Source organism: Natrinema amylolyticum (genome assembly GCF_020515625.1).
Lineage (GTDB): Archaea > Halobacteriota > Halobacteria > Halobacteriales > Natrialbaceae > Natrinema > Natrinema amylolyticum.
On sequence record NZ_JAIWPJ010000001.1, the window covers coordinates 896234 to 916230 of the forward strand.

A 19997-nucleotide genomic window follows, 5' to 3' on the forward strand; every position below is an offset into this window, starting at 1 on the left:
TTCCGAGCGTGACTGAAGATCATATCATTCCCCGACCGAGTGTGCAGGGACGATTTGTTCTTTCCTCCGAAAATCTATTCGGAAAATTCTGAATCGATATCATACCATTGGATAGTCTCTCGTAAACCGTCGCGGAACGGTGTTGATGCCTCCCAGTCGAATTTAGTTTTTGCCCGGGTTATATCCAACTTGCGACGGGGCTGGCCATCAGGCTTCGAAGTATCCCATTCAATCGCACCGTTAAAGCCCGTCTCCTCAGCGATCAGTTCAACCAGTTCGCGGATCGAGATCTCTTCCCCACTGCCGAGGTTGACTGGTTCCGAGGCGTTGTATTTCTCAGTTGCATTAAGGATTCCTTCGGCTGCATCCTTGACATACAGGAACTCGCGAGTTGGCTTACCAGTCCCCCACGCCGTAATCGACTTATCGCCGCGATCACGCGCCTCAATACATTTGCGGATGATCGCCGGGATTACATGGGACGTTTTGAGATTGAAGTCGTCGCGGGGGCCGTAGAGATTCACAGGGAGGAGATAGATACTATTGAATCCCCACTGCTTGCGATAGGCCTTCGATTGGGTCAAGAGCGCTTTCTTGGCAATGCCATATGGCGCGTTAGTCTCTTCCGGATACCCGTCCCAGAGGTTTTCCTCCTGAAACGGAACGGGCGTATGCTTTGGGTACGCACAGATAGTCCCAAGAATGGTGAACTTCTCGACCCCGAACTGCCGTGCCTGTTCGAGGAGTTCGATCCCCATGATAGCATTATCATAGAAGTACCGCCCGGGATTTTCGCGATTTGCACCAATCCCGCCGACGGACGCTGCCAGGTGGATCACGATATCTGCCTCCGACTCTTCGAAGGCGCGTTGGATGTCTGCCTTCTCTCGGAGATCGTACTCCTCACTTCGGGGCACGAAAATCTCGACAGAACTCGAGCGAGACTCGAGGTCCTCTATTAGGTGGCTTCCGAGAAAGCCCGATCCGCCGGTCACCATCACCGTCTTGTCGTCCCAGTAGGCGTAGTTTGTCCCGGTCATCGCCAATCGACCCGCCCGTACCAAGCATCACGGTTATGAGCGTACCAATCGATCGTGCGCCGGATCCCCTCACGCCAGGAGACGTTTGGCTCCCAGCCAGTTTCCTCATGGAGTTTCTCATAGCCGACGAGCAGTTCCTCTACGTCACTGTCACCGGGACGGAACCGTTCGTCGTCTTGGACGATCTCCGGGAGGTCCCAGTAGCCATGCTCGGAGCCGACCTCAAGGATCGTATCGGCCCACTCCTGCATCGAGATGTTTTTACCGTATCCATAGACGTACTGCTCGCCGGGCGATCCCTCCAGTGCGACATGGAGGTGGCCCCGAACGCCATCAGAAACATAACACATGTCCCGCTTTGGGGTCAGGTTTCCGAGTTCGACAATCTCACGCTCAAGCGCCTGCGTAATGATCGTGCCCGTGATATACCTCGGGTTCTGGCGGGGGCCATAGTTATTGAACATCCGTGTCGTCACGGTCGGCAGCCCGTATGCGTCGTGGTAGTTCATGGTGAGGAAGTCAGCGGCCAACTTTGACGTGGCGTAGACGCTCGTTGGATTGACTGGCGACCGCTCGCTGAGCAACACCCGATCGTTCTCGTCGAACTCATGTTTCTCCGCCATCTCCTCTTTCACATTGCCGTACTCCTCGCTTGTCCCAGCGGTGTCAAATTTTTCGATATCGAGATTGAGGTCAATAATCGACTGCAGGAGATTCAGTGTACCTTTCACGTTCGTATCGACCGTTTCGTAGGGTCGATCCCACGACTCGCCTACGTGAGCTTGAGCCCCGAGGTGGAAGATCAGCGTCTCGCTGTGTCCCTTGAGTGATTGAAGTGCCTGATCGACAGAATGTTTGTCGCGGAGATCGCCCCGGTGAACTGTAATATCCTCGCTATGCTGGCGGATGTTGTTCAGTTCCCCACTGGAGGTCGCACGAACGAATGCATGTACATCCGCGTTAAACTCAACCAACTGGTCTACGAGATGTGATCCAACAAAGCCATCCGCCCCGGTCACGAATACAGGGCGACCCTCAAGTTTTGACCGAATATCCATTAGTAAAATCTGATTACCACTAATCTCGTATGAGTCTTTGGCTTTTCATCGCCCTTTCATTTGTATGTCTGTGCTATCTCCCACTATCTGTCATCAGTAGATGATTGAAATGAACTAACAACTCTGGAGAACCAGGACCACTACTGGCAGCAAGCCTGCAGACCAAGTCTACACAGGATGTTTGGTGTATAGGCCGCTATCTGTATCTTTAGGAAGTGTACCAAAGGTTCTGGATACAATCATCTTTGAACTAGCTGTGACTCTCATCATCTTATCAAACGACACTTCTACCCGCGATACATAGACGGATCTAATGCCTACCCACGTTCCGGACGAGATCTGGGAGGATATCGTTGAACACTCGCCACTCGTCTCCGTTGACCTATCGTGGAACAGAATGACGGAGTCGTACTAGGCCACCGTGAGAACCGCCCCGCGAAAGGCGAATGGTTTGTCCCTGGTGGTGTCGTCTCCAAAGGCGAATCACTGGACGCGGCAGTCCACCGTATCAGCATAGGGGAACTCGGTAGTCCGGTGACCATCCAAACTCAACTTGGCGTATACGAACACCAGTATACGACCTCGGAGTTTGAGGGGTTGAGCAAACACTATATTCCGATTGCCTACGTCGTTGACCTCGAGAGCAATGAACTTGTCATAGATAATCAACATTCATCTGTCCGAGTCTTCAGACCTCCGTTCTCCGGTTCCACGAAAACGTTCAACAGTACTTAGATGATTCTATAGCGTGGAAAGAAGATGAGTGAGGAGGGAAACATCATCTGAGAAAGGGAGATACAATTCACTAACTAATTACCTTCCCAAAGAGGACCCGGTATGAGCAATAGTCCGAACTCCAGCAGCGTTGGAGAAGCAGTCACCGCTCTCCGAGAGGAGTTTGCACAGTCGCATTTCGAACTCGCCTACTCTGAGTACAACGGCGATACGTATATCACCGTACATTGTCGGACACCACCGGCGGTCGCAAGGAAAGTCCTGTCGACAGATATCGGCTAACATCGGTCGATGTCAGCGGAACCATGGTGTGGTCTCTCGAGCCCGTCGAAGCGACTTAATAGGGTTTGATACTTCGCCAGATTCCTCCTCCCCGAACACAATTACCGCCTTCGCTACTTTCTATATGCAAGCAACGCCGGGTCCTTTCCAGACCTGTGCTGTAGGCGTCTCGCAGTCGTCACAGACCACTGCTGCATTACCCTTATAGCATGCTCGCGTAAGTCGCCCGTCTGCACAGAACTGACAAGGTGTTCCTTCGAGCACTGCTAGGACAGGATGGCCGACCGCGTCATCTGTCAGTTGCATCCTACCGGTGCTCAGTCAGGATGATATAGTCTTTACGGCAAGAAGAAACATGAGTCGGACTATTCGCTGCACTGGTCCGACCGTCGTCGCATCGGGCCACCCGAGGTAGGCAGGCGTCCACCGCGAGCGGTCGTCGAGACGAGCGCGGCGGCCGTGATTGTCCACCGCCTCGATCGCGGTCTGGGCACCGATGCCGCTTGCACTCTATCGTCGACGGCGCCCGCGCGCAATCTAGGGCCCACTCTGTATGGTCGCGCTCCAAGTGTTCGCCATAGCTGAGCACCACCCTGCTTTGACCGACTGGCCGCCGTGCTGTCTCCCGACCGTAACACCTTTTCTGTTTCTGTAGCGCACCCATCTTTTACTCAGGTTATCCTTATTGGATCGAGGTCCTGACCGATCGACGACAAACACGGAGCAGCCACACGGACAGTCCTCAAGCGTCGAGCGTGACCGACGGCCAACACCGTTGATCTCTTCCCCATGTCCTGCTCGACGATGAAAATGCCACGACCAGCTTGCCGAGCGAATCGATGCGGCGTTCTTTGATTGTGACGAGTACAAGCTACTCGCACTTATCCGGGCAGTACTATTTAGTGCACGATGACGCCACGTCTGTTGCAGGCGGTCATCGTCCACGGCGAACGTCGAATTCGGATGTGAAGCTCCTGTTGGACGGAATCACGCAGTGTCGATGCCAGGACGGAAACGCATATCTCTAACAGATCTTCGAATGACGCCCCTGTCGGTGGCGTACGAGGACTGCTCAAGCCTCGGTGCACTGATGGCTGCCGAACGCAACGGCCGTCCGCCCATACTGACCGGAACGCTCACTCCTTGAGCGTGACCGTTGTCCTGTTGAGCACCTCATCCGCCGAAACCTGCATTGTCTGATTCCCGACGCTGTACTCGCCGGCATACGGGACCGTCACCGTGGCCCGGCCATCGTCGCTGACAGTCGCCGTCTGCTCGTAGGTGATCGATTTACCCGAGATAGACTCCTCCGTACTCACGGTTACATTCGCTCCTGGCTCCCCGGGAACTTTGAGCGTTGCCCCAGGCACCACTACGAACACCGCTACGTCCTTATCGATGAATAGCGCTTGGTAGTGTGCGAGCCCGTCGGTACTATAACCGCCTGCACCATACTGCTTGAACAACTGTGCCTGCGTACTCTCGGCTGGTACATCGCTGTCGGTCTCAGTCATGACAACATAGCCGACCCGGCCCTCGAACTGGCCGTACTGGCCGTCAGGATCGGTATCAGAGACGAACGTCTCATAATTATTCCGAGCGTATCCGTATCTTCGTGACTCACCGTTGACGAAGTGGTTGTACATCCGGTTGTCGCCCCACTCGCTCAGCACGAAGTTTGCAGGATAAGTTCGGTTCGCTGCCTCTGCGTGTTCATCGATCGCGTCGACCGCGTCAACCTGCCCCTCGCTGTAGGTCGCGTTCGCCGTCAGACTTGGGACGTAGATGAGGCTCAATCCAAACACGAGCAGGCCGATACCGAGCAGGTAGGCGATCCGTTGTCCCTCTGGTATCGCGATTGAGGGATCAAGCCCGCCGTCGGCGGCCACTGCCCTTTCATCTCGAGAGTTGTCTGGGTGAATAGAATCCGCATCACGAAACGGAACAGGCGGCCGCGCCAGTTCGACGGCCGAGAGCAGTCGGACGGTCCCCAGTCCAGTGAGAATTGCCAGTGGAATCGCAAGTTGACCAGCAAATCTCACTTGAATTCCTGCGAGTACGAGAAGGTAGCCCGCGTAGGTACCGACGAGCAACCAGCCGGGTTCGTATCGACGAGCGACAAGCCAGACGATCCAGCCGAGTACCGCCAGCGCGATATAAAATCCCATCCCGAGCTGGTAAAGCGGGCCGAAGATGACGAAGTACTCCGTCGAAAACAGCGAGGCCGTCTCGGTCGCACCCTCGCGGAAGAACATATCATTGACGCGGACGATTGCTTCCGCCCACTCCTCGGGTTGTAGTCGTCGGAATGCGAACAGACCTCCCGTAGCGACGAGTCCCTCGAGAGCGAGCAACCCGCCGAGGTGAACATCTATCTGCTGCCACAGTTCGCCGATCGCGGCGACGGCGATCGAGCCGCCGAGTACCAGTGCGGGCGTTGTCGCGACGAACTCCGTGTGCCAGCCCCAGCGGTGGTGCAGGGTGAGCGAGAATGCACTCCCGACGGCCAGCCCGACGAGCAATGGCAGATTCGCTCGCATTGGTGAGATATCGGCTCGAGCGTCCATCGCGACCCGAAACGCGACGTAGCCTGCAAGCGGAACCAACAGGAGGGGCGAACCTCCCCAAGAATGAATCCCGGCTGCGATCGAGATCCCGAAGGTGACGACGATGAGCCACGTCACGTGCTCCCTGAGATGGTCCCGAACGGCCACCTGTCCATCAATACCGCTCTCGAGTCGTCGCTGGAGATCGACCGCGAGCCATGTCAGCGTCAGAAGTGTGATCCCGAGCCAAAAGTACTGATGGAGCTGGTGGTCGATGAAACCGAGCCCCGTGTAGACCGCATTGATCGGCGTGACAGCGAAGACGAGGACGGACGCGACCCCAACCCGGACGTCTCGAGTCAGCAAGACGGTGCACTTGTAGATCGCGAGCCCGAGTGCAACTGACGCGACGACGGGGAGCCACGCTGCAACCGTGTCAGCCGTTCCCTGTCCACCGCCGAGCAACTCGGCGACGAACCAGTTCGTCGCGTGTGCGAGCGGTCGCGTCCCGAAGACACCTGCCGGTGAGTCCGTGAGAATACCGTAATCTGTTGGTCCCGATGATTCCGCAATCAGCTCCTCCATCCAATAGCGGAAGTAATAGGGATCGTTCGCGGGCGAGACGACTCGGCCGTTCCGAAAGACCGACCGAAACGCCGTCATTCTAGCACCGGCAACGGCGACTAGCGCCCCGACCAATGCGACCATCGCCCGAGGATCGATGGCCGTCCAGAACCGTTCAAGATCGAAACCGCGGTCATCAGCTGCTGAATCCAACTCCTCTTCGAACTCCTCACCTGCCATCACTGCTTCAACGACCTCGGGGTCGGCAACTTGATATGCGCTATCGACCTTCTCGACGATTCCGCTCGAAACGAGTTCCCCGAACGTTCCCGAATCCAGATCGATATCGTCGAACGTCCAGGTGTCGTGTTCGGCGTCGGCCGCGAGGACGGTCTCGAGCACGTGGTCGCCGTCGTCGCGGTCCTCGAGAAACAACGCCGTGGCGTCCGAAAGGGTGTCCGGATCGCCGTCAGTAGACATTGTCTGTCTGGTGAGTGTACGACAGTATCATATTTTCGTTCGGAGAAGGTACTGACCGGATCGCACGTTACCACACTTGTGCGCCCGGTGTTCCACAGGCGTCACAGATCACCGCATCGTTTCCCTTGAAACTGCCCTGCAGAAGTTCACCCTCCTCACAAAACGTACAGGTTCTTCCCTCGAGGGCTGCGAGAACAGGATGGCTGACTACAGAGTCGTCCGTTAATTGCATCTCATTGGCGTCAAGTCAAGATTATGCTATAATCTTTTTGCTATAACTGAATACAGGTCTTGTACTGTTTCTCGACAATAATCACCGTCGCTTCAAGCTGATCCGCATAAGCAAGGCTGGTACATTTGCAGTGTCAGATATAGTTACTAGTGGACATAGTAGATAAAATCATTGATCTTCATTAGTGTATATTAATTACTATTTTTTCGAGGATCATCAACTAGCTCGAATAGCCGAGTACCCTCATGGACACATTTGACATAGCCAGCGGCTTCAAGGACTTCAAGACGATTGTAGACGGTATTTCTCGAGTAGCCAGTCCAGTCCACTAAGGCACCTTTTGTTACTCGACCGCCTTCTAATTCGTCGAGGATTGCCTCATCAGCTGGCCTAAGATCGTCAGGATCCATCGATTTGTTCTCTTGTGCAGCCGCCATGTGCATATATTCCACTAGTACGCATTTAGAACTGTTGCTAAGAACACCACATATGCATGTGCAAATTGCACAAGAATTAAGATGGGGACAGTCCTATTAGATAGCAAGTACGGATGCCTCAGTAGAATCTGAGGCCGGTGTTTCAGGCACCGACCCGTGCTGGAGCAACCAGCAATGTCAATTACGACTACTGCACACGAAACAATTTCGGATGGGCAGCAGCACGACATCGTCCTCGAGCAATCAGGGAGCTACTACGGTTACCTTGGAAAGGACGGTGAGGGATTCCATCACCACATCGATGAAGCCACGAATACCGTCTACGTGACGTTAGGCCGCGCTGAGCGGTTCCTCCCAGCTAACGCAGGAGTGTACTGGTTTCGCGTCCGTGGTGAACCAAATCATAGAGAAGAACTCGAGCGAGACGAAGACCGTGACAGGTGGGTTGCGTATGTCGACTCGGTCAGAGGCTGGATAGATCGTCCGGTCCCCATCGACGTCAATGGATTCTTCGCTGAGATGCACACTGCAAAGGGTGATCGGCGATGACCGACGAGAATCGAGTCACCATCACACTCGAACTCGAGCACCCAATCACCCCAGGAGATCTCGAACGGGCCTATTGCGAGATTCTCGAGCAGGCTAAGGAGGGTCGATAATGGACGAACTTGCCCTACAGTGGACGCCCGTCCATGGCCCAATGCGAAAGCTCGTCTTCGAGCCACAACCCGAAGGTGAGTACGCGTGGATTCGCACCGAGTTCGAACTCTGTGAATCCCAGTGGCGAGAGGTCGGTATCGAGTATCTCGAAGAGGTTTCGTTCGTCAGTGGCGACGAAGAGGAAACGACCTTACGCCACGCACAAGCCCATCTCGAGAGCGGTGATGCTGATGAGTAGTCCTGAACTCGGTGAGGTCGACATCAACACGCTCACAGAAGCGGTTAATCACCTCTATGAACAGAATAGACAGCTTATCGAGCGCGTCGATGGTCTCAAGTGCAACCTCGAACAGGCCAACGCCAAACTCGAGAGACTCGAAACTGAGAAAGCGGACCTCCAAGAGACGAACGAACGACTTCACGACCGGCTCGATGACTGTGAGCAAACGACTACTCGGCTTGACGCGCTCACGGAGGCTACGTGCAAGCGAGCAGGTGCGAACAAACAGCGTATCGAAGAACTCCAGGCGCGCGAACTCGAGAAAGGTGCTCACCTCCTCACTGAGACCGTAGATAATCACGAGATCGATGTCGACGGAGGTCGCCTCGAACGGATCTCCAAAGACGACAGTCAAACCTACTATCGACTACCACAATCCGAAGATCCACTCGAACGCGGCAGCGTCACACTCGCTCACGGTGATTTACTTCCGGTCCAACAACTCGCCCGAATGGACGAAGAAATGCTTCGCTCGACGGCTAACTCCCTTCCGACACGGCTCGCCGCAAAACTCTGGAGAGCGAGAATGGACCCGAGCGCTGGCGACAACCCGTGGGAACCGGGCTGTAAGACCATCGCCGAGTATGTCAAAGCAAGTGACTTGAAACACTGGATCCGCAGGCAAGAGCCTGGGACGAGCGAGACGTATGCGAAGAAACTCGTCTCTCGGGTGATCGACGCTGTGCTCGATCTCTCGAAGCATCGCGTTGCGGTTCGCAAACGAACCGAGCGAAAGAACGGTCTCGAGTACACCGAACGGCGGCTCGTACTTCCCACCAATGCGGAGATCCCCGGTGAGTCGCCGAAGCGGAACAAGACGGAACAGGACCCGGGGACAGCTGGCGTCCACGGCTCCCCGTAGATAGCAGGAAGGATCCACCCTCGAGAGAGCCAGACACCTCTCTCCGACATACCAAAGATAACGCTAGCGGTTGCCTATCCGGCTCGGTAGCTGTGGCTGTCCCTGCTCGAGCAGTCTCGCAGTCGAACAGTAGCGACGGCCTCGAGTCAGTGTCTGGAGACGACAGCTGTCCATGGACGGTGACTGATTCGCCTAGAGCGTGTCAAACGAGTTGATCACGTCACTCGTCGAGTACGTAACGACCAGGTCCTGTTTGTCGAAGTCAGAATCGTCACTCCAGATGACAGCATCGCTGGCGATCGCACACGCGAGGTACAGCACATCGTTAGGATCGGTGTCTCCGATTGCTGCTTCCGCTGTCTCGATAACCAGATGGAAGTCGCTAGCAGGAACGATCTCAATGTACTGAAACAGGAGGTCGATGAACTGTGCTACTCGGTCCGGTTCCATTCCGGATTTCTCCACGATCAGGTCTTCGTAGTTCTCGACTTCGTGGACAAACGCGGGCGTCAAAAGATCTGGTTCGAGTGTCACGATGAGTTCCCGCGTCTTTGAATCCGCAATAAGTGCTGAGATGACGACGTTGGCGTCAATGACAGCTTCATTCGTCGAGTCTACTCCGATCCTTCTTCGACGCGCTTGCGTCCACGTTCGTTGATTCTATCAGCGATTTCCTGCACGTCGCGCTCGGTGAGTTCGCTTTCGCTGGTGAGTTCGTCCATCATTTCGAGCGCCTCAATCTTCTCTTGGATGGCCTGTCGCGTGACCTCGCTCCAGTTGATCTCCGGGTGCTTTTCCATTCGCTCTTTGAGCTCGTCGTCCACGTTGACCGTGATACTAGGCATACAGGAATCTATGCAGGCACAGAATACTGTGTCTTTCGATGCACCTCATATTGAACGACATCGGGTTCATCAAACTAGATGGGACAATGCCAAATTCGGCACTGTCTATAGTACTCTCCAGAAGCGTCTACTCTCACTTCTCATCAGATCTTCGAGAGACAAGGAGACACGCTAATCTTCAGGGGGTGCCACTACGAAGACTTCCAGATTCTACTATAGGCCATATTATAGTATGAGTGAAAACTGCCAGAGACTTCATGGGTCGGCGGCCGCCGTGTCGCCAGCCTCTGGATCGAACAGAAGGTTGATCACGAGTTCGTCGAACCAGGACTCAACGTTCTCTAGGAAACACACAACGAATGATTCTCCAGAGGCGACCCCAAATCGATCGTGACTGAGTCACTTTCACGGGGTCAGACGGCGTCTCTCGGGTCGCAGTTCTTCCCTCATATGTCTCGAGCCGCCGCTCCAACTGTTCGATACGTGCTGTCTTCTCTGCCAGTTGCGTCTCGAGAGTCGAGGTCTGCTTTCGAAGGAGGGAAAGCTTCTCTGTGAGGTAGGCGTGTTCACGATCCGTCGGCGACTCGACCTCTTGCGTCTGTGTTGTACTCGACCTCGTCCCAGACGGCTCGTAGAACTCAGAGGTGTGCTCGATCGCGCGAGTAATGGTTTTCTCACCATACGTGGAGCCGTCTGCATAGTGGACGTGATACCACTTCGGGCGGTCTAGTTTGGATCGTCGAAACAATCGGTCCATCTGGACGGCATGACCACCGGTCCAGAACGCGAGGAGACAACAGAGGGCCATATCTGCCTCCGACTGACTCGCGTATCCGGTGGTCGTTCCGTTCCAGAGACGTTCGAATTTGTCTCCATTCGATGCGTTTCGCGCCTTTTCGAGTAGTTCTTCGTCCGAGAGGGAAGGATTCGGATTCGATTCTAGTGGAGGCGTCTCGTGACGGTTGTCATCGGTCTCGCGAACGTATGTCTCGTGGACTTCCATAAGTCCGGTTTGTCGTGATTCGACTCGTGTCGGCGTTCCCGAAACGTGATCGCCGGTGACCGTGAAGTATCGGGCGTGGTCGTACATCTCGACGTGACCGCATCGATTGCGGCCGTCGGGCAGTTCGCCAGTAACCAGAATGTGATAGCCAGTTCCTGAGGGTGAACTCTCCGTATACGAGTCTACTCGATTGATGATGCGCTTTGCTCGCTCGGTTGGTCGGCCAGTTTCCGGGTCGCGACAGTCATCAAGATCAATGCCGACGACCGGATCGTCGCTCGTGAACACGAATCCGAGACCATCGACTGCCGTCGAATTCGAATCCAAGTACTCGAGAGCGGTCTCGAGAGTACACCAGGTGTGGTCATTCGTCGTCGATGCGAAGTTCCCTGTCTGCGGGTCAATCGGGATCTTCGTTGGCTCTCCGTTCCGTTCGGCTTCCTCCCAGCAGATCCACTGGTCTCGAGCGCACAGCGTTTCCGGAATTGCGTTTTCGTCAATCATATCTTTCAGTCAGAGTATCCTCGAGGACTCTGACCGCTACCCTTGGTGCGGTCAGAAACATCGTCGGCGGTATCGCTAGAGTGGCCTGGCAACTGGGACTGAGACTGTGATTTCGGATCGAAGTCGATGACTTCTTTTTCGTTATCCAGCGCCCGAACTTCGATACCGCGCCACTCGCCGTCGACGCCGACGAGGGCCTCTGAGTAGCCCGCCAGATCGTTTCCGGGGACGGCGTCCTGGATGAACCGCATCTGTGCGGAATTGAGGCCAAATTCGTCGGCCCACTCGCGGTCCATTCCGTCGAGGTGGTGGAACTGCTTGATTGCACACTGGTCGATGATCGCCTCTGACTCGGGATGCTGAAAGAACTCGTCGACGGTCTGGGTGACGAGACGGATCGAGAGATCGTGATGACGGTGATGCCGAAAGACGATCTCGAGATACTCGAGACTCGCTGCGTCTTGCATGATGTAGCGGGCTTCGTCAATAACGAAGACGACCTCCTTGTCCGTCTCTTTCGCTCGCTCGTAGACCGCCGAGATCAGCAGTTGCATGATGAGACTCGTACTGCCGCCGAGACTCCCCTCTTGTTGGGCGAGATCGAGATAGATCACCTTCTCGTCACGGATATCGAACTCCGTTTCCCGTCCGAGATTCTCATACCGGCCGCCCTCGTCAAAGGAACGTAACTGGTCGATGAGCCACGTCGCGTCCTCACGGATCTTGGTCGCCTCCTCGTGAGTGCGGACGACGTGTTCGTCAGGGTCGTCGACCATCCCCTCGAGAATATCGAGAGCGTCACGCATCGTCGGACTCTCGTTGTGGTGCGTCGCGATATCGTCGGTGATTCCCTTGTGGTCGTAGGCGCTCTCGATCGCCGTCTCGAGCGTCGTTCGCCGATCGCCGAGTCGAATCCCGCGGAGTGCGAAGTAGTTCGAGAGGAAACTCATCACGCTATCGAGCTTTTCTCGGTAGGGGCTGGCGTCTTCCCCCATCGCTCGCTGTACTCGTTCGGGTGTCGGCTTGATTTCGAGTGGGTTCAGACCCATGTTCCCACCGATCGTAATGCGCTCACCGCCGAGGGCTTCGGCGACGCCTGCCCAGTTGTTCAGCGGCTCTAGGATGATCCCGATGCAATCCTCGCTGTGTTCGATCGAGCGGATGAAGTTCTGCTTCGCGCCGAACGATTTACCCGAACCGGGATCACCGATCGTGAACATCGCATACCCGTTTTCTCGAGCGAACGGGTCGATCACGACGGGGCTCTGATTCCGCCAGTGATCGCCGAATTCGACGCCACCGTCCTCGAGGATCGTCGCATTGTGTGGTGACGCTAACAGCGCACCGACGGCCCCGCCGAGTGCAGTCGCCTCCCGGCCGAGGGGATTGGGACCGATCGGTGCCGTCGCCTGAATCGCGAGATCTTGCTTGCAGATGGCCGTCTTAGGTGAGAGCCCTGCCGGTTCCTCGCGGAGGCGACTCTTGACGGTGCGGACGGCATCCCGAAGCTGGTCACGAGTCGCCGCACGGACCGTGATGAACGTTCCCTGGTCGAACACGCGACTGCCGTTCTCGACGCTCTTGTAGGTCGAGACCGCCTCGACTGCTCGCTCCTGAAGGTACGCACCGCGTACGCTCTGCTCGAGGTCTGCATCGGCTCGGAGATCGTCTGCGACCCGCTGGAGTTCGTCACGCGCCTGTTGCTGATCCTTCGGCGTGATGTGAACCGTCAGGTCGAACTCGACGTCGGTGAGCTCGAACAGTTCGTTGAAGTACCCGTCTTTCGGGTAATCGGGATAGTCGGCGATATACAGCGTGGACGTCCATTGGTTGCCGACACGCGCGGTACGGGTATCCCACTCGATCGCTGCCGGTGCAATCGCGTGCCTGTGCTGTTCTGCAACGTCATCGAGAAGGGCACCTTCGTCGAGCCCATTTTCGAGACGCTCTTCATTGAGCAGTTCACCGAGTTCGATCTCTTCGACCTCCGCTGCATGCCAGCGATCCCATGCGATCTTCGCAAGGAGCGTGAGCGCAGCGGTGATGCCCAGATAGAGAGCGAGACCGCTCTGCGTTCCGGGATCGGGGACCATGACTGCGTTCACGATCGAGAGATGGCCGGTCATCAGTCGTCCCTCCGTTCGTGATCGATAACGGGTTGCTCGCGGATCGCGGCGTCGCCGTCGGTGTGTTCCTCACCGTTCCAGAAGTCCATCGAGAGGACGAACAGTTCGACCGTCGTCAGTCGACGGGCGGACCACCCCGGCGTCTTCTGGACGAACTCCGTTTGGATGGCCCGGCAGCGATCGTCCAGTTTATCGAACATCGCCGCCCTGATCTCGGCGTCGGCCATACTCTTTCGCCGGGTCACGAACGGATTGAACAGGAACCCGATTCCTGGAAACGTGGTGAGCTTCTCGGCTGGCGAGCGCTCGTCCTGATAGCGGTTGTAGACCTCGAGTGGGGCGACCGAAACGCCGAGGAAGTACCGAAGCTGTTGAGTCGCCTCGAGCTCGGTCGGGCGTCGCTCGCGATACTCCTCGAGGAGTTCCCGGAAGATCGGATTTCGCTTGACGTCCTCATCGGTAAGCCGGTCGTCGATCCGGTCGACCAATCGCTCGACCGGGAAGGAACGCGTCGTCGCGTGGAACGTGAGTTCGAAGTCGAGTTCGCGGTTCGCGAACTCCTCACCGAGGCGCTGTATCTGTGCCCAGTCACCGGACATCGCGAAATCCATGTTCCCGGGATCGATCTCGAGGAGCGCTTCCATCGCGCCATCGGTTCGTTCGATGGAACCGGCACCCGGCCACGCCCGGCAGACGTTAGTGAGATCCTGTGTCCGTTCGTCAGGCTGGAACGGCGTGTAACTCACGAGACCGCCGTCCGTACTCGCTTCGTCGGAATCCGAACTCGATCCGGTACTGTAGGTGAATCTGGGTCGTTTGCAGTAGTATCGATAGAGATCGCCTAGCCACGTCGATGCCGGAAGATGGCTCGGTGACGAATAGACGACCGCACCGCCTGCGATGACTCCCAAGAGGACGAACGGAAAGATCGCACCCTCGAGTCCGATGAGGCCACCGACGAGGAGGCCACCGATCGGAAACCCGAGTAAGATGTAGACGTCACCTTCTTCGATATTGAGGAGTGGAATTCGATTCGCTTCGCCCAGTTCATCCATGATTCGACGGCCGGCCGCGTCTCGTTCTTGCGTCATCAGTAGTATCCCGGGTCGTTCTCAGTTCGACGGTACGCCGGGACACCGTCCTGGCCGTACGCGTCTGTCGCAACGTTGTCGTGGTCGGTTCGTCCGTCGGTACTGCCGCTCGCTTGGGATGGGGAACCCTGTTGGCGCATCTTCGAGACGGCGGAATAGCCGACGGCCGCTTTCGGTCCCCATGTCGCTGTCGTCGCTGCGGCAGCAGGGCCGGCAACGACACCAGCGCTAATCGCTGCACCTGCAGTTACGCCTACCTTCGTCGTCGTGCCGATGATCTGCGCCGTCATCGGGCTGGCGTACGCGAACAGTTTCCAGACGATGACGATCGAGAGGAGCGGGAGCGTGACTGCGATGAGGGTGCTCAAGAATGAGCTGTTCGGAATAAGGACAGAGTCCGCCCCCTCGCGGAAGAGAAGTTCGTAGCCTTTGAACAACAGCGCCACTGGAATCGGCATGATCGCAAGCGGCACGAACTTCATACAGACCGTTTTCGAGATATGCGAAACGACGGGAAGATTGCCGTATGCCAAAGCGATCCCGATCGGCATCGCATAAATCAAGATGTACAACATGATCTCGCGGAGGAAGAATAGGGCTTGAAGGATCCACATCGCTGTGGCACCGACTCCCGTCAGAAAGAGAGCGAGAATCGGGTTCGAAATGCTCGTCAGGAGTAACCCAGTCATCGCATCGATAACGGTTGCAATGTCTGGGAGGAGTGCAATCGTGAAACCGTCGACGAGATAGAGGACCAAGACGGCGAGCCAGTACCAGGTTACGATCAAAAAGGCACCCGTCCACGCGCTTCGTTTCGCCTTTCGAGTCTCATACGTACTGCCGATATTGAAGATTCGAATCGTGTGTCGGCCTTGGACACACGCTACGAGTAGTAACAAGGCGACGAGCATGATATCGCCGGCGACGAGGCTGCTATGGATTTCGACCCAGGGCACGTTCGTTGGCTGTCCGAATACGAACGCACCATCTGTTTCCGGGGTTGGCGTCCCGAAAATCTGGGCCGTGATCACGTTGTAGCCGTCCGTTAGTCCCTCTTGGAACCAGTCTATGATCTTGTCAACTGCATCTTCGAACCATTTGATCCCGATATCCGAAAGCGACCACGGCGACATTATGCTGCCTCCTCGGTTTCGATATTACACGCTTCGGCGTCTCTCTCGAGGTACGGAATCATGCGATCGGGATAGTCAATTGCCGGAGCGAGTTTGGCGACTGCACTGCTCTGGATGGCATCACCTCTCGAGCCGCCAGAATCACTCGAGGGAGTGTACCCGGAGAGAGCGGCGCTGCTTCCAGCGAGGACGCTCTCGAGGGCGATGTGTCTGTGTAGGGTGTACTGCTCGTGTGTCATAGGGTATCTCTGCTGTTCAGGAAGAGTCCGATTCGCTTCGCAGCGTACAGCGCGACTGCAAAGGGGATGGCATATCGAACGAAGTCGACCAGGAGTACGAACCAGCCCGTCAGTGTCGCGAGCGGGTGCCACGTTTCGGTCGCCGTATCACCGATGTATGCGGGACTGTGTGATCGCCACGAGCCCGGATGGTACTCCGCCGTGTAGATCCCCGGCTGGGTGATCACCACCTCCGCAACGCCCGCTGCGTTCGTCCGGATCTGTTGATCGCCGATCGAGATGGTGCCCTCGCGCGAATCGTGACCGATCAGTGAGAATCGAGGATCAGCGACCGAACGCTCGAGTGCGATCGGGGATCCCGTCTCTGCATCGCGAAGTTCGATCCGCAACGTTATGGCAGTCGCGTTCGAGTCGACGATTTCGACGGAGAGATCGCTCTCGCGAATCTCTCGCTCCGAGCCGCCCTCGGGTTCGACGATGTCTGCGGAGACACCGCGAACGATCCCGTCGACGGTGATGGCATCCGAATCGATGCCATCGTGACGGAGCGCGAGTCCGTACGATCGCGTGTACGTCTCGGAGACCACGTCGATATCGACGTTCTCGTGGATCGACAGCTCCGGCGAGGAACTCTCAGTTCCCCAGACCTCGAGGATTTCGGGGCCGTCGCGGACCGGTTCTGTCCGCGGACCTAATTCGGAGGGATAGGCGTGAACGTACACCGGGAGTGCGTCGGATTGGATCGTCTCCCGGGTCGCTCGAGTCGCCTTCGTGAGTTCGTCCCAGTTCGTATCGCGAGCGGTGTAATATCGCCACACGCCACGGACCTTCGCTTCGCCGTCGTCCGAAAGCGTATATCCGTGCCACGGTTGTGCGTGATAGATCGCGACGCCGCTATCGCCGTTGGGATACGATGCGTGATAGATCGATGCGCGGAGGTCGTAGATCTCGACAGCGAGATCCTGAGAGACGGTCACGTTGTCAGTGATCACCACCGTCTCGTTCTCTCCCTCCTGCTCGACTCGAGCGCTGATATCCGCCTCGAGCGTCAGCGTCGCTTCTCCGCCCTGGTCGAACCCGTACTCGAAGATCGGTGTCTGTGTCCCGCCGATGGTATCGACGAGCTCGTCATCGCGTAGTAGCCGGACTTCCTCGATCCCGTGAGTCTGGATCGACGAGTTGTTCGCGAGACGGACGCGGTAATCAACGAGTCCACGGAGCTCGCCTCTCGGTGCGATGTAGTGAACCGTCTCATTCGCGTCCAAATGCGTTCTCGTCGACGGATGGATCGCAAACGCCGTTACGTGGGCGTCGGCGACGAGCGCAGAGTCCGTGAGCGCCGCGTGCGTGGGATAAATCGAGGTTTCCGTATCGCCTCCCTCGAGTGATTCGTAGTCAGAGGCGGTCCAGCGCTCGGCCGTGTCGGGCGGCGTTTTGAACGTGATATCCGTACAGTTGCCGAGTTCCTGCATCACGGTCCGCGCTTCGCCGTATCTCTCTTCGTACTCAGCGTTGCTTATGCACGCGTTCGGCGCTTTCGACCACAGGGTTGCCGTCTCGTTCTCGTCCAATCCGTGATCGCCGGTATTCGTCTGGAACGAAGCGTCGGCGCTGACGATATCGGTCCCACTGAACGCGATAGCGATTCCGACGGCTGCGATGAGGAATGGCCGTCCCTCGAATCGCATCAGGGCCTCCGACTCGAGTCGAACTGCTCACTGGTCAACATTACCACGGGACGAGATTAACGCACTCGGCTAACGGAAGCCCCATCGTCGAGCCAGCGACCGTATACAGCGGCCCGAGGATCATCAGAACAACCGCGGATTTCAGCGCCGTTCGCTTGTGCATCTTCAGGTTCTTCTTCTGTTCGAGGTTCATCGTGAACATCTCAACGAGCGAGTCGACTTGCCAGACGACCACTAAGCCCATGAGACCGAGTGCGGTCGTGATCTGGAAGAACCCGGATATCATTCCGGGCAACCCTTCAGCGTCGCAAACGATGTTATCCTGTGCGAGGACCGGATCCACGGCGATAACCAGTAACAGCGCAAGCGTTCCGAGACCGGAGCGTACGACTTGAGGAGACACGTTCGACGGTTCGTCTGTCTCTCCGGATTGGACCAAAAACGGGATTTTGGGATGCATTGGTAGGTACTTCGATCCAGTGAAGTCTCTCAAAGAACCCAGCGTAGAGATTCACGCGAGTACTTCTCGGATCGTCACACTCTCTCAGCCGTTGCTGATAATATAGTTTACGTATATATTAGACTAGTAATTACCTATAGATGGCGAAAAACCATATCTAGACTATATCTGGTACCAGCATCAGAATGGCAAGTGAAATAATCAACCAATATCCAGGATGACTACATCGTTGATCCGACAATATGGGCAACGATCTCGGTCAGTTTCGAGCGTCGTTCCGCAGTTCCGGCACTCGACGATCGTTGTCGGAGTTCGTTTGGAGCGGCCCTGAAGCCATTCGAAAATGCTCATCTGCATTCCTCGAGCGTTCGGCGACCAGTGCGGACACAGTTCCAGCAGGGAAACGGCTCTCCGGTCTCGGGACAGTCGCACTCTTCTTTCGCCGCCACGTTTTCGGCGTTCGCTTGCAGGTCGGAGTGAGCAGTTCTCTCGTGGGATTCGATCGGCCTTCCACCGTCGGTGGTGAGTTGCTGCTGAGTAACTGCCTCAAGAATTGGCCTGCAGATCGCGACCGCTACTCGGTGTTTGCATGCCCCCTCGTAATGGTCATCTGCGGGGCACTCACAGGCGATCGGGAGTCCGTTCGTGACAGTAACAACGTACTCGTGTTCTTTTGGCTTTGCGTGACTGCCGTTTCTGACGCGAACGCCCGTCGGTGTGAGCGTGTATTCGAACGCTTCGTACTGGGCTCGTTTCGCCGTCCGTCGCGTAAACTCGAGTTTGGAGAGTGGATTCGTCGACATTCGATTTTTCACGCGAGGCCTCATTGAGCTGCCCCGCACCCTGAAGGGGCACAGAAAAATTGGCGCTCGCTAGAGAACGGAGATTGACCGTAAAGCTGTTCTACGAGGAATTTAGCTCCTCGACAGTCAGAACCTCACTTCGGAACCGCAGATCACCTCTCAGAGACGATTTCGGTGGGGTTGTTAGAATCGTAAACTATTGATGATTTTCAGCGCTCATAGTAAATACAGAGTGTGAATGTGGCAGTTGAGTCTGGTTGGGTGGGTAAAAAGAAGCATTTTACTACCGTTGCAACAGGGAATTGCCACGCCCTCCCCCAACCGATTCGCTCGCACGGCTTCGAGCTGCGGTTCGTCACTGACTCACCGCAACACAGCGCGCGCCACCGCAGACGATTAGCCAGTTCAGCGTGATACGTCCCATACCTGTACTTACCACCGAGCAACTATTTATACAATTTCAGGAACGTTGATGAGAGGTAGACGATACGCAGTACCTGGTATTCGTCTTACTCGAGCGCGATGTTGTTACTCCTCGACCCATTCACTCCGGAGTTCGTAATGAGTCACATCGTCGACATCGACCGCCAGCGTGAACTCCAACGTAATCGTTTCTTCGACGCCGATGAACTCCTTCAGCTTGAGCCCCGATTGGTGAAGTGTTTCGCCGCCGTTGTCTAAGAACGTGCAGACGACTTGTGGGACCGGAACCTCCGGCGTGATTGGCTCGACCCCCTCGTTTTCGGCTGTCACGTCGACGACGACCTGGGTGCCAGAGTACGTCGCCTGCGTCGAGTACTCGTGGGAGAAGACAAGCGACGTTTCGTTTGAGACGACTACCCCGTTGACTCTCGACTCGGAACAGCCTGCAAACAGTGTCCCGCAACCCGCGGCAAGCGTCCCGAGAACGGCTCGTCGGTGCATACTCT

Annotated in this window: 21 protein-coding genes; 4 read left to right on the forward strand and 17 right to left on the reverse strand. The window is 56.3% G+C overall.

Going from position 1 to position 19997, the window contains the following annotated elements:
- Positions 1 to 74: 74 nt before the first annotated feature.
- Positions 75 to 1040, reverse strand: a complete 966-nt coding sequence (locus LDH66_RS04425) for a GDP-L-fucose synthase family protein (RefSeq protein WP_226479857.1) — start codon at positions 1038 to 1040, stop codon at positions 75 to 77.
- Entirely contained in the window at positions 1037 to 2098 is a 1062-nt protein-coding gene (locus LDH66_RS04430) for a GDP-mannose 4,6-dehydratase (protein WP_226479858.1), read from the reverse strand. The genes LDH66_RS04425 and LDH66_RS04430 overlap by 4 nt, the downstream gene beginning before the upstream one ends.
- Positions 2099 to 2485: 387 nt before the next feature.
- On the opposite strand from LDH66_RS04430, the gene LDH66_RS04435 reads away from it, so the two are divergent.
- Positions 2486 to 2833, forward strand: a complete 348-nt coding sequence (locus tag LDH66_RS04435) for an NUDIX domain-containing protein (protein ID WP_226479859.1) — start codon at positions 2486 to 2488, stop codon at positions 2831 to 2833.
- 402 nt (positions 2834 to 3235) lie between these two features.
- Here the strand turns inward: LDH66_RS04435 and LDH66_RS04440 are convergent, their stop codons facing one another.
- The 4 genes from LDH66_RS04440 to LDH66_RS04450 all read right to left on the reverse strand — a co-directional run bounded on the left by LDH66_RS04440 (position 3236) and on the right by LDH66_RS04450 (position 7347).
- Positions 3236 to 3421, reverse strand: coding sequence for an HVO_A0556 family zinc finger protein (locus tag LDH66_RS04440; RefSeq protein WP_226479860.1), 186 nt, complete (start codon positions 3419 to 3421; stop codon positions 3236 to 3238).
- A gap of 830 nt (positions 3422 to 4251) precedes the next feature.
- The gene (locus tag LDH66_RS04445; protein ID WP_226479861.1) at positions 4252 to 6705 is read right to left on the reverse strand and encodes an MFS transporter; all 2454 of its coding nucleotides are present in this window, start codon (positions 6703 to 6705) and stop codon (positions 4252 to 4254) included.
- A 67-nt stretch (positions 6706 to 6772) separates the two neighbouring features.
- Positions 6773 to 6937, reverse strand: coding sequence for an HVO_A0556 family zinc finger protein (locus LDH66_RS23090; protein ID WP_319004340.1), 165 nt, complete (start codon positions 6935 to 6937; stop codon positions 6773 to 6775).
- A 191-nt stretch (positions 6938 to 7128) separates the two neighbouring features.
- Complete coding sequence (locus tag LDH66_RS04450; protein WP_425492906.1) at positions 7129 to 7347, reverse strand: helix-turn-helix transcriptional regulator; 219 nt, start codon at positions 7345 to 7347, stop codon at positions 7129 to 7131.
- 201 nt (positions 7348 to 7548) lie between these two features.
- Here LDH66_RS04450 and LDH66_RS04455 point away from each other — a divergent pair, with 201 nt between their 5' ends.
- The 3 genes from LDH66_RS04455 to LDH66_RS04465 all read left to right on the forward strand — a co-directional run bounded on the left by LDH66_RS04455 (position 7549) and on the right by LDH66_RS04465 (position 9176).
- Positions 7549 to 7923 (forward strand): hypothetical protein, encoded by a 375-nt coding sequence (locus LDH66_RS04455; RefSeq protein ID WP_226479862.1) that lies wholly within the window; start codon positions 7549 to 7551, stop codon positions 7921 to 7923.
- A gap of 109 nt (positions 7924 to 8032) precedes the next feature.
- Positions 8033 to 8272, forward strand: coding sequence for a hypothetical protein (locus LDH66_RS04460; RefSeq protein WP_226479863.1), 240 nt, complete (start codon positions 8033 to 8035; stop codon positions 8270 to 8272).
- A complete protein-coding gene (locus tag LDH66_RS04465; protein WP_226479864.1) occupies positions 8265 to 9176 on the forward strand; it encodes a DUF8008 family protein in 912 nt (303 codons plus the stop codon). Before LDH66_RS04460 ends, LDH66_RS04465 begins: the two co-directional genes overlap by 8 nt.
- Positions 9177 to 9368: 192 nt before the next feature.
- Here LDH66_RS04465 and LDH66_RS04470 read toward each other — a convergent pair whose 3' ends face one another.
- The 11 genes from LDH66_RS04470 to LDH66_RS04520 all read right to left on the reverse strand — a co-directional run bounded on the left by LDH66_RS04470 (position 9369) and on the right by LDH66_RS04520 (position 19992).
- On the reverse strand, positions 9369 to 9800 hold the full coding sequence (locus tag LDH66_RS04470; RefSeq protein ID WP_226480945.1) for a PIN domain-containing protein: 432 nt from the start codon (positions 9798 to 9800) through the stop codon (positions 9369 to 9371).
- The gene (locus LDH66_RS04475; RefSeq protein ID WP_226479865.1) at positions 9791 to 10021 is read right to left on the reverse strand and encodes a hypothetical protein; all 231 of its coding nucleotides are present in this window, start codon (positions 10019 to 10021) and stop codon (positions 9791 to 9793) included. Before LDH66_RS04475 ends, LDH66_RS04470 begins: the two co-directional genes overlap by 10 nt.
- 331 nt (positions 10022 to 10352) lie before the next feature.
- Positions 10353 to 11528, reverse strand: a complete 1176-nt coding sequence (locus tag LDH66_RS04480; protein ID WP_226479866.1) for a phage NrS-1 polymerase family protein — start codon at positions 11526 to 11528, stop codon at positions 10353 to 10355.
- A 5-nt stretch (positions 11529 to 11533) separates the two neighbouring features.
- Complete coding sequence (locus LDH66_RS04485) at positions 11534 to 13654, reverse strand: VirB4 family type IV secretion system protein (protein WP_226479867.1); 2121 nt, start codon at positions 13652 to 13654, stop codon at positions 11534 to 11536.
- Positions 13654 to 14745, reverse strand: coding sequence for a TraC-like domain-containing protein (locus LDH66_RS04490; protein ID WP_226479868.1), 1092 nt, complete (start codon positions 14743 to 14745; stop codon positions 13654 to 13656). Before LDH66_RS04490 ends, LDH66_RS04485 begins: the two co-directional genes overlap by 1 nt.
- Positions 14745 to 15878 carry a TrbL/VirB6 family protein gene (locus LDH66_RS04495; RefSeq protein WP_226479869.1) on the reverse strand — a complete coding sequence of 378 codons (1134 nt, stop codon included), beginning with the start codon at positions 15876 to 15878 and terminating at the stop codon, positions 14745 to 14747. The genes LDH66_RS04490 and LDH66_RS04495 overlap by 1 nt, the downstream gene beginning before the upstream one ends.
- Positions 15878 to 16117: a hypothetical protein gene (locus LDH66_RS04500; RefSeq protein WP_226479870.1), complete on the reverse strand. Its 240-nt coding sequence runs from the start codon at positions 16115 to 16117 to the stop codon at positions 15878 to 15880. The genes LDH66_RS04495 and LDH66_RS04500 overlap by 1 nt, the downstream gene beginning before the upstream one ends.
- Positions 16114 to 17805 (reverse strand): DUF8186 domain-containing protein, encoded by a 1692-nt coding sequence (locus LDH66_RS04505; RefSeq protein WP_226479871.1) that lies wholly within the window; start codon positions 17803 to 17805, stop codon positions 16114 to 16116. Before LDH66_RS04505 ends, LDH66_RS04500 begins: the two co-directional genes overlap by 4 nt.
- A 40-nt stretch (positions 17806 to 17845) precedes the next feature.
- The gene (locus LDH66_RS04510; protein WP_226479872.1) at positions 17846 to 18265 is read right to left on the reverse strand and encodes a DUF7985 family protein; all 420 of its coding nucleotides are present in this window, start codon (positions 18263 to 18265) and stop codon (positions 17846 to 17848) included.
- Positions 18266 to 18612: 347 nt separating this feature from the next.
- Entirely contained in the window at positions 18613 to 19068 is a 456-nt protein-coding gene (locus LDH66_RS04515) for an SWIM zinc finger family protein (protein WP_226479873.1), read from the reverse strand.
- Between the two features lie 528 nt (positions 19069 to 19596).
- The gene (locus LDH66_RS04520) at positions 19597 to 19992 is read right to left on the reverse strand and encodes a hypothetical protein (RefSeq protein ID WP_226479874.1); all 396 of its coding nucleotides are present in this window, start codon (positions 19990 to 19992) and stop codon (positions 19597 to 19599) included.
- Positions 19993 to 19997 lie beyond the last annotated feature (5 nt).

Excerpts from the sequence above, each read along its gene's own strand:
- LDH66_RS04425 (WP_226479857.1), bottom strand. The coding sequence starts at position 1,040 with ATGACCGGGACAAACTACGCCTACTGGGACGACAAGACGGTGATGGTG.
- LDH66_RS04430 (WP_226479858.1), bottom strand. The coding sequence starts at position 2,098 with ATGGATATTCGGTCAAAACTTGAGGGTCGCCCTGTATTCGTGACCGGG.
- LDH66_RS04440 (WP_226479860.1), bottom strand. The coding sequence starts at position 3,421 with ATGCAACTGACAGATGACGCGGTCGGCCATCCTGTCCTAGCAGTGCTC.
- LDH66_RS04445 (WP_226479861.1), bottom strand. The coding sequence starts at position 6,705 with ATGTCTACTGACGGCGATCCGGACACCCTTTCGGACGCCACGGCGTTG.
- LDH66_RS23090 (WP_319004340.1), bottom strand. The coding sequence starts at position 6,937 with ATGCAATTAACGGACGACTCTGTAGTCAGCCATCCTGTTCTCGCAGCC.
- LDH66_RS04450 (WP_425492906.1), bottom strand. The coding sequence starts at position 7,347 with ATGGATCCTGACGATCTTAGGCCAGCTGATGAGGCAATCCTCGACGAA.
- LDH66_RS04455 (WP_226479862.1), top strand. The coding sequence starts at position 7,549 with ATGTCAATTACGACTACTGCACACGAAACAATTTCGGATGGGCAGCAG.
- LDH66_RS04460 (WP_226479863.1), top strand. The coding sequence starts at position 8,033 with ATGGACGAACTTGCCCTACAGTGGACGCCCGTCCATGGCCCAATGCGA.
- LDH66_RS04465 (WP_226479864.1), top strand. The coding sequence starts at position 8,265 with ATGAGTAGTCCTGAACTCGGTGAGGTCGACATCAACACGCTCACAGAA.
- LDH66_RS04475 (WP_226479865.1), bottom strand. The coding sequence starts at position 10,021 with ATGCCTAGTATCACGGTCAACGTGGACGACGAGCTCAAAGAGCGAATG.
- LDH66_RS04480 (WP_226479866.1), bottom strand. The coding sequence starts at position 11,528 with ATGATTGACGAAAACGCAATTCCGGAAACGCTGTGCGCTCGAGACCAG.
- LDH66_RS04485 (WP_226479867.1), bottom strand. The coding sequence starts at position 13,654 with ATGACCGGCCATCTCTCGATCGTGAACGCAGTCATGGTCCCCGATCCC.
- LDH66_RS04490 (WP_226479868.1), bottom strand. The coding sequence starts at position 14,745 with ATGACGCAAGAACGAGACGCGGCCGGCCGTCGAATCATGGATGAACTG.
- LDH66_RS04495 (WP_226479869.1), bottom strand. The coding sequence starts at position 15,878 with ATGTCGCCGTGGTCGCTTTCGGATATCGGGATCAAATGGTTCGAAGAT.
- LDH66_RS04500 (WP_226479870.1), bottom strand. The coding sequence starts at position 16,117 with ATGACACACGAGCAGTACACCCTACACAGACACATCGCCCTCGAGAGC.
- LDH66_RS04505 (WP_226479871.1), bottom strand. The coding sequence starts at position 17,805 with ATGCGATTCGAGGGACGGCCATTCCTCATCGCAGCCGTCGGAATCGCT.
- LDH66_RS04510 (WP_226479872.1), bottom strand. The coding sequence starts at position 18,265 with ATGCATCCCAAAATCCCGTTTTTGGTCCAATCCGGAGAGACAGACGAA.
- LDH66_RS04515 (WP_226479873.1), bottom strand. The coding sequence starts at position 19,068 with ATGTCGACGAATCCACTCTCCAAACTCGAGTTTACGCGACGGACGGCG.
- LDH66_RS04520 (WP_226479874.1), bottom strand. The coding sequence starts at position 19,992 with ATGCACCGACGAGCCGTTCTCGGGACGCTTGCCGCGGGTTGCGGGACA.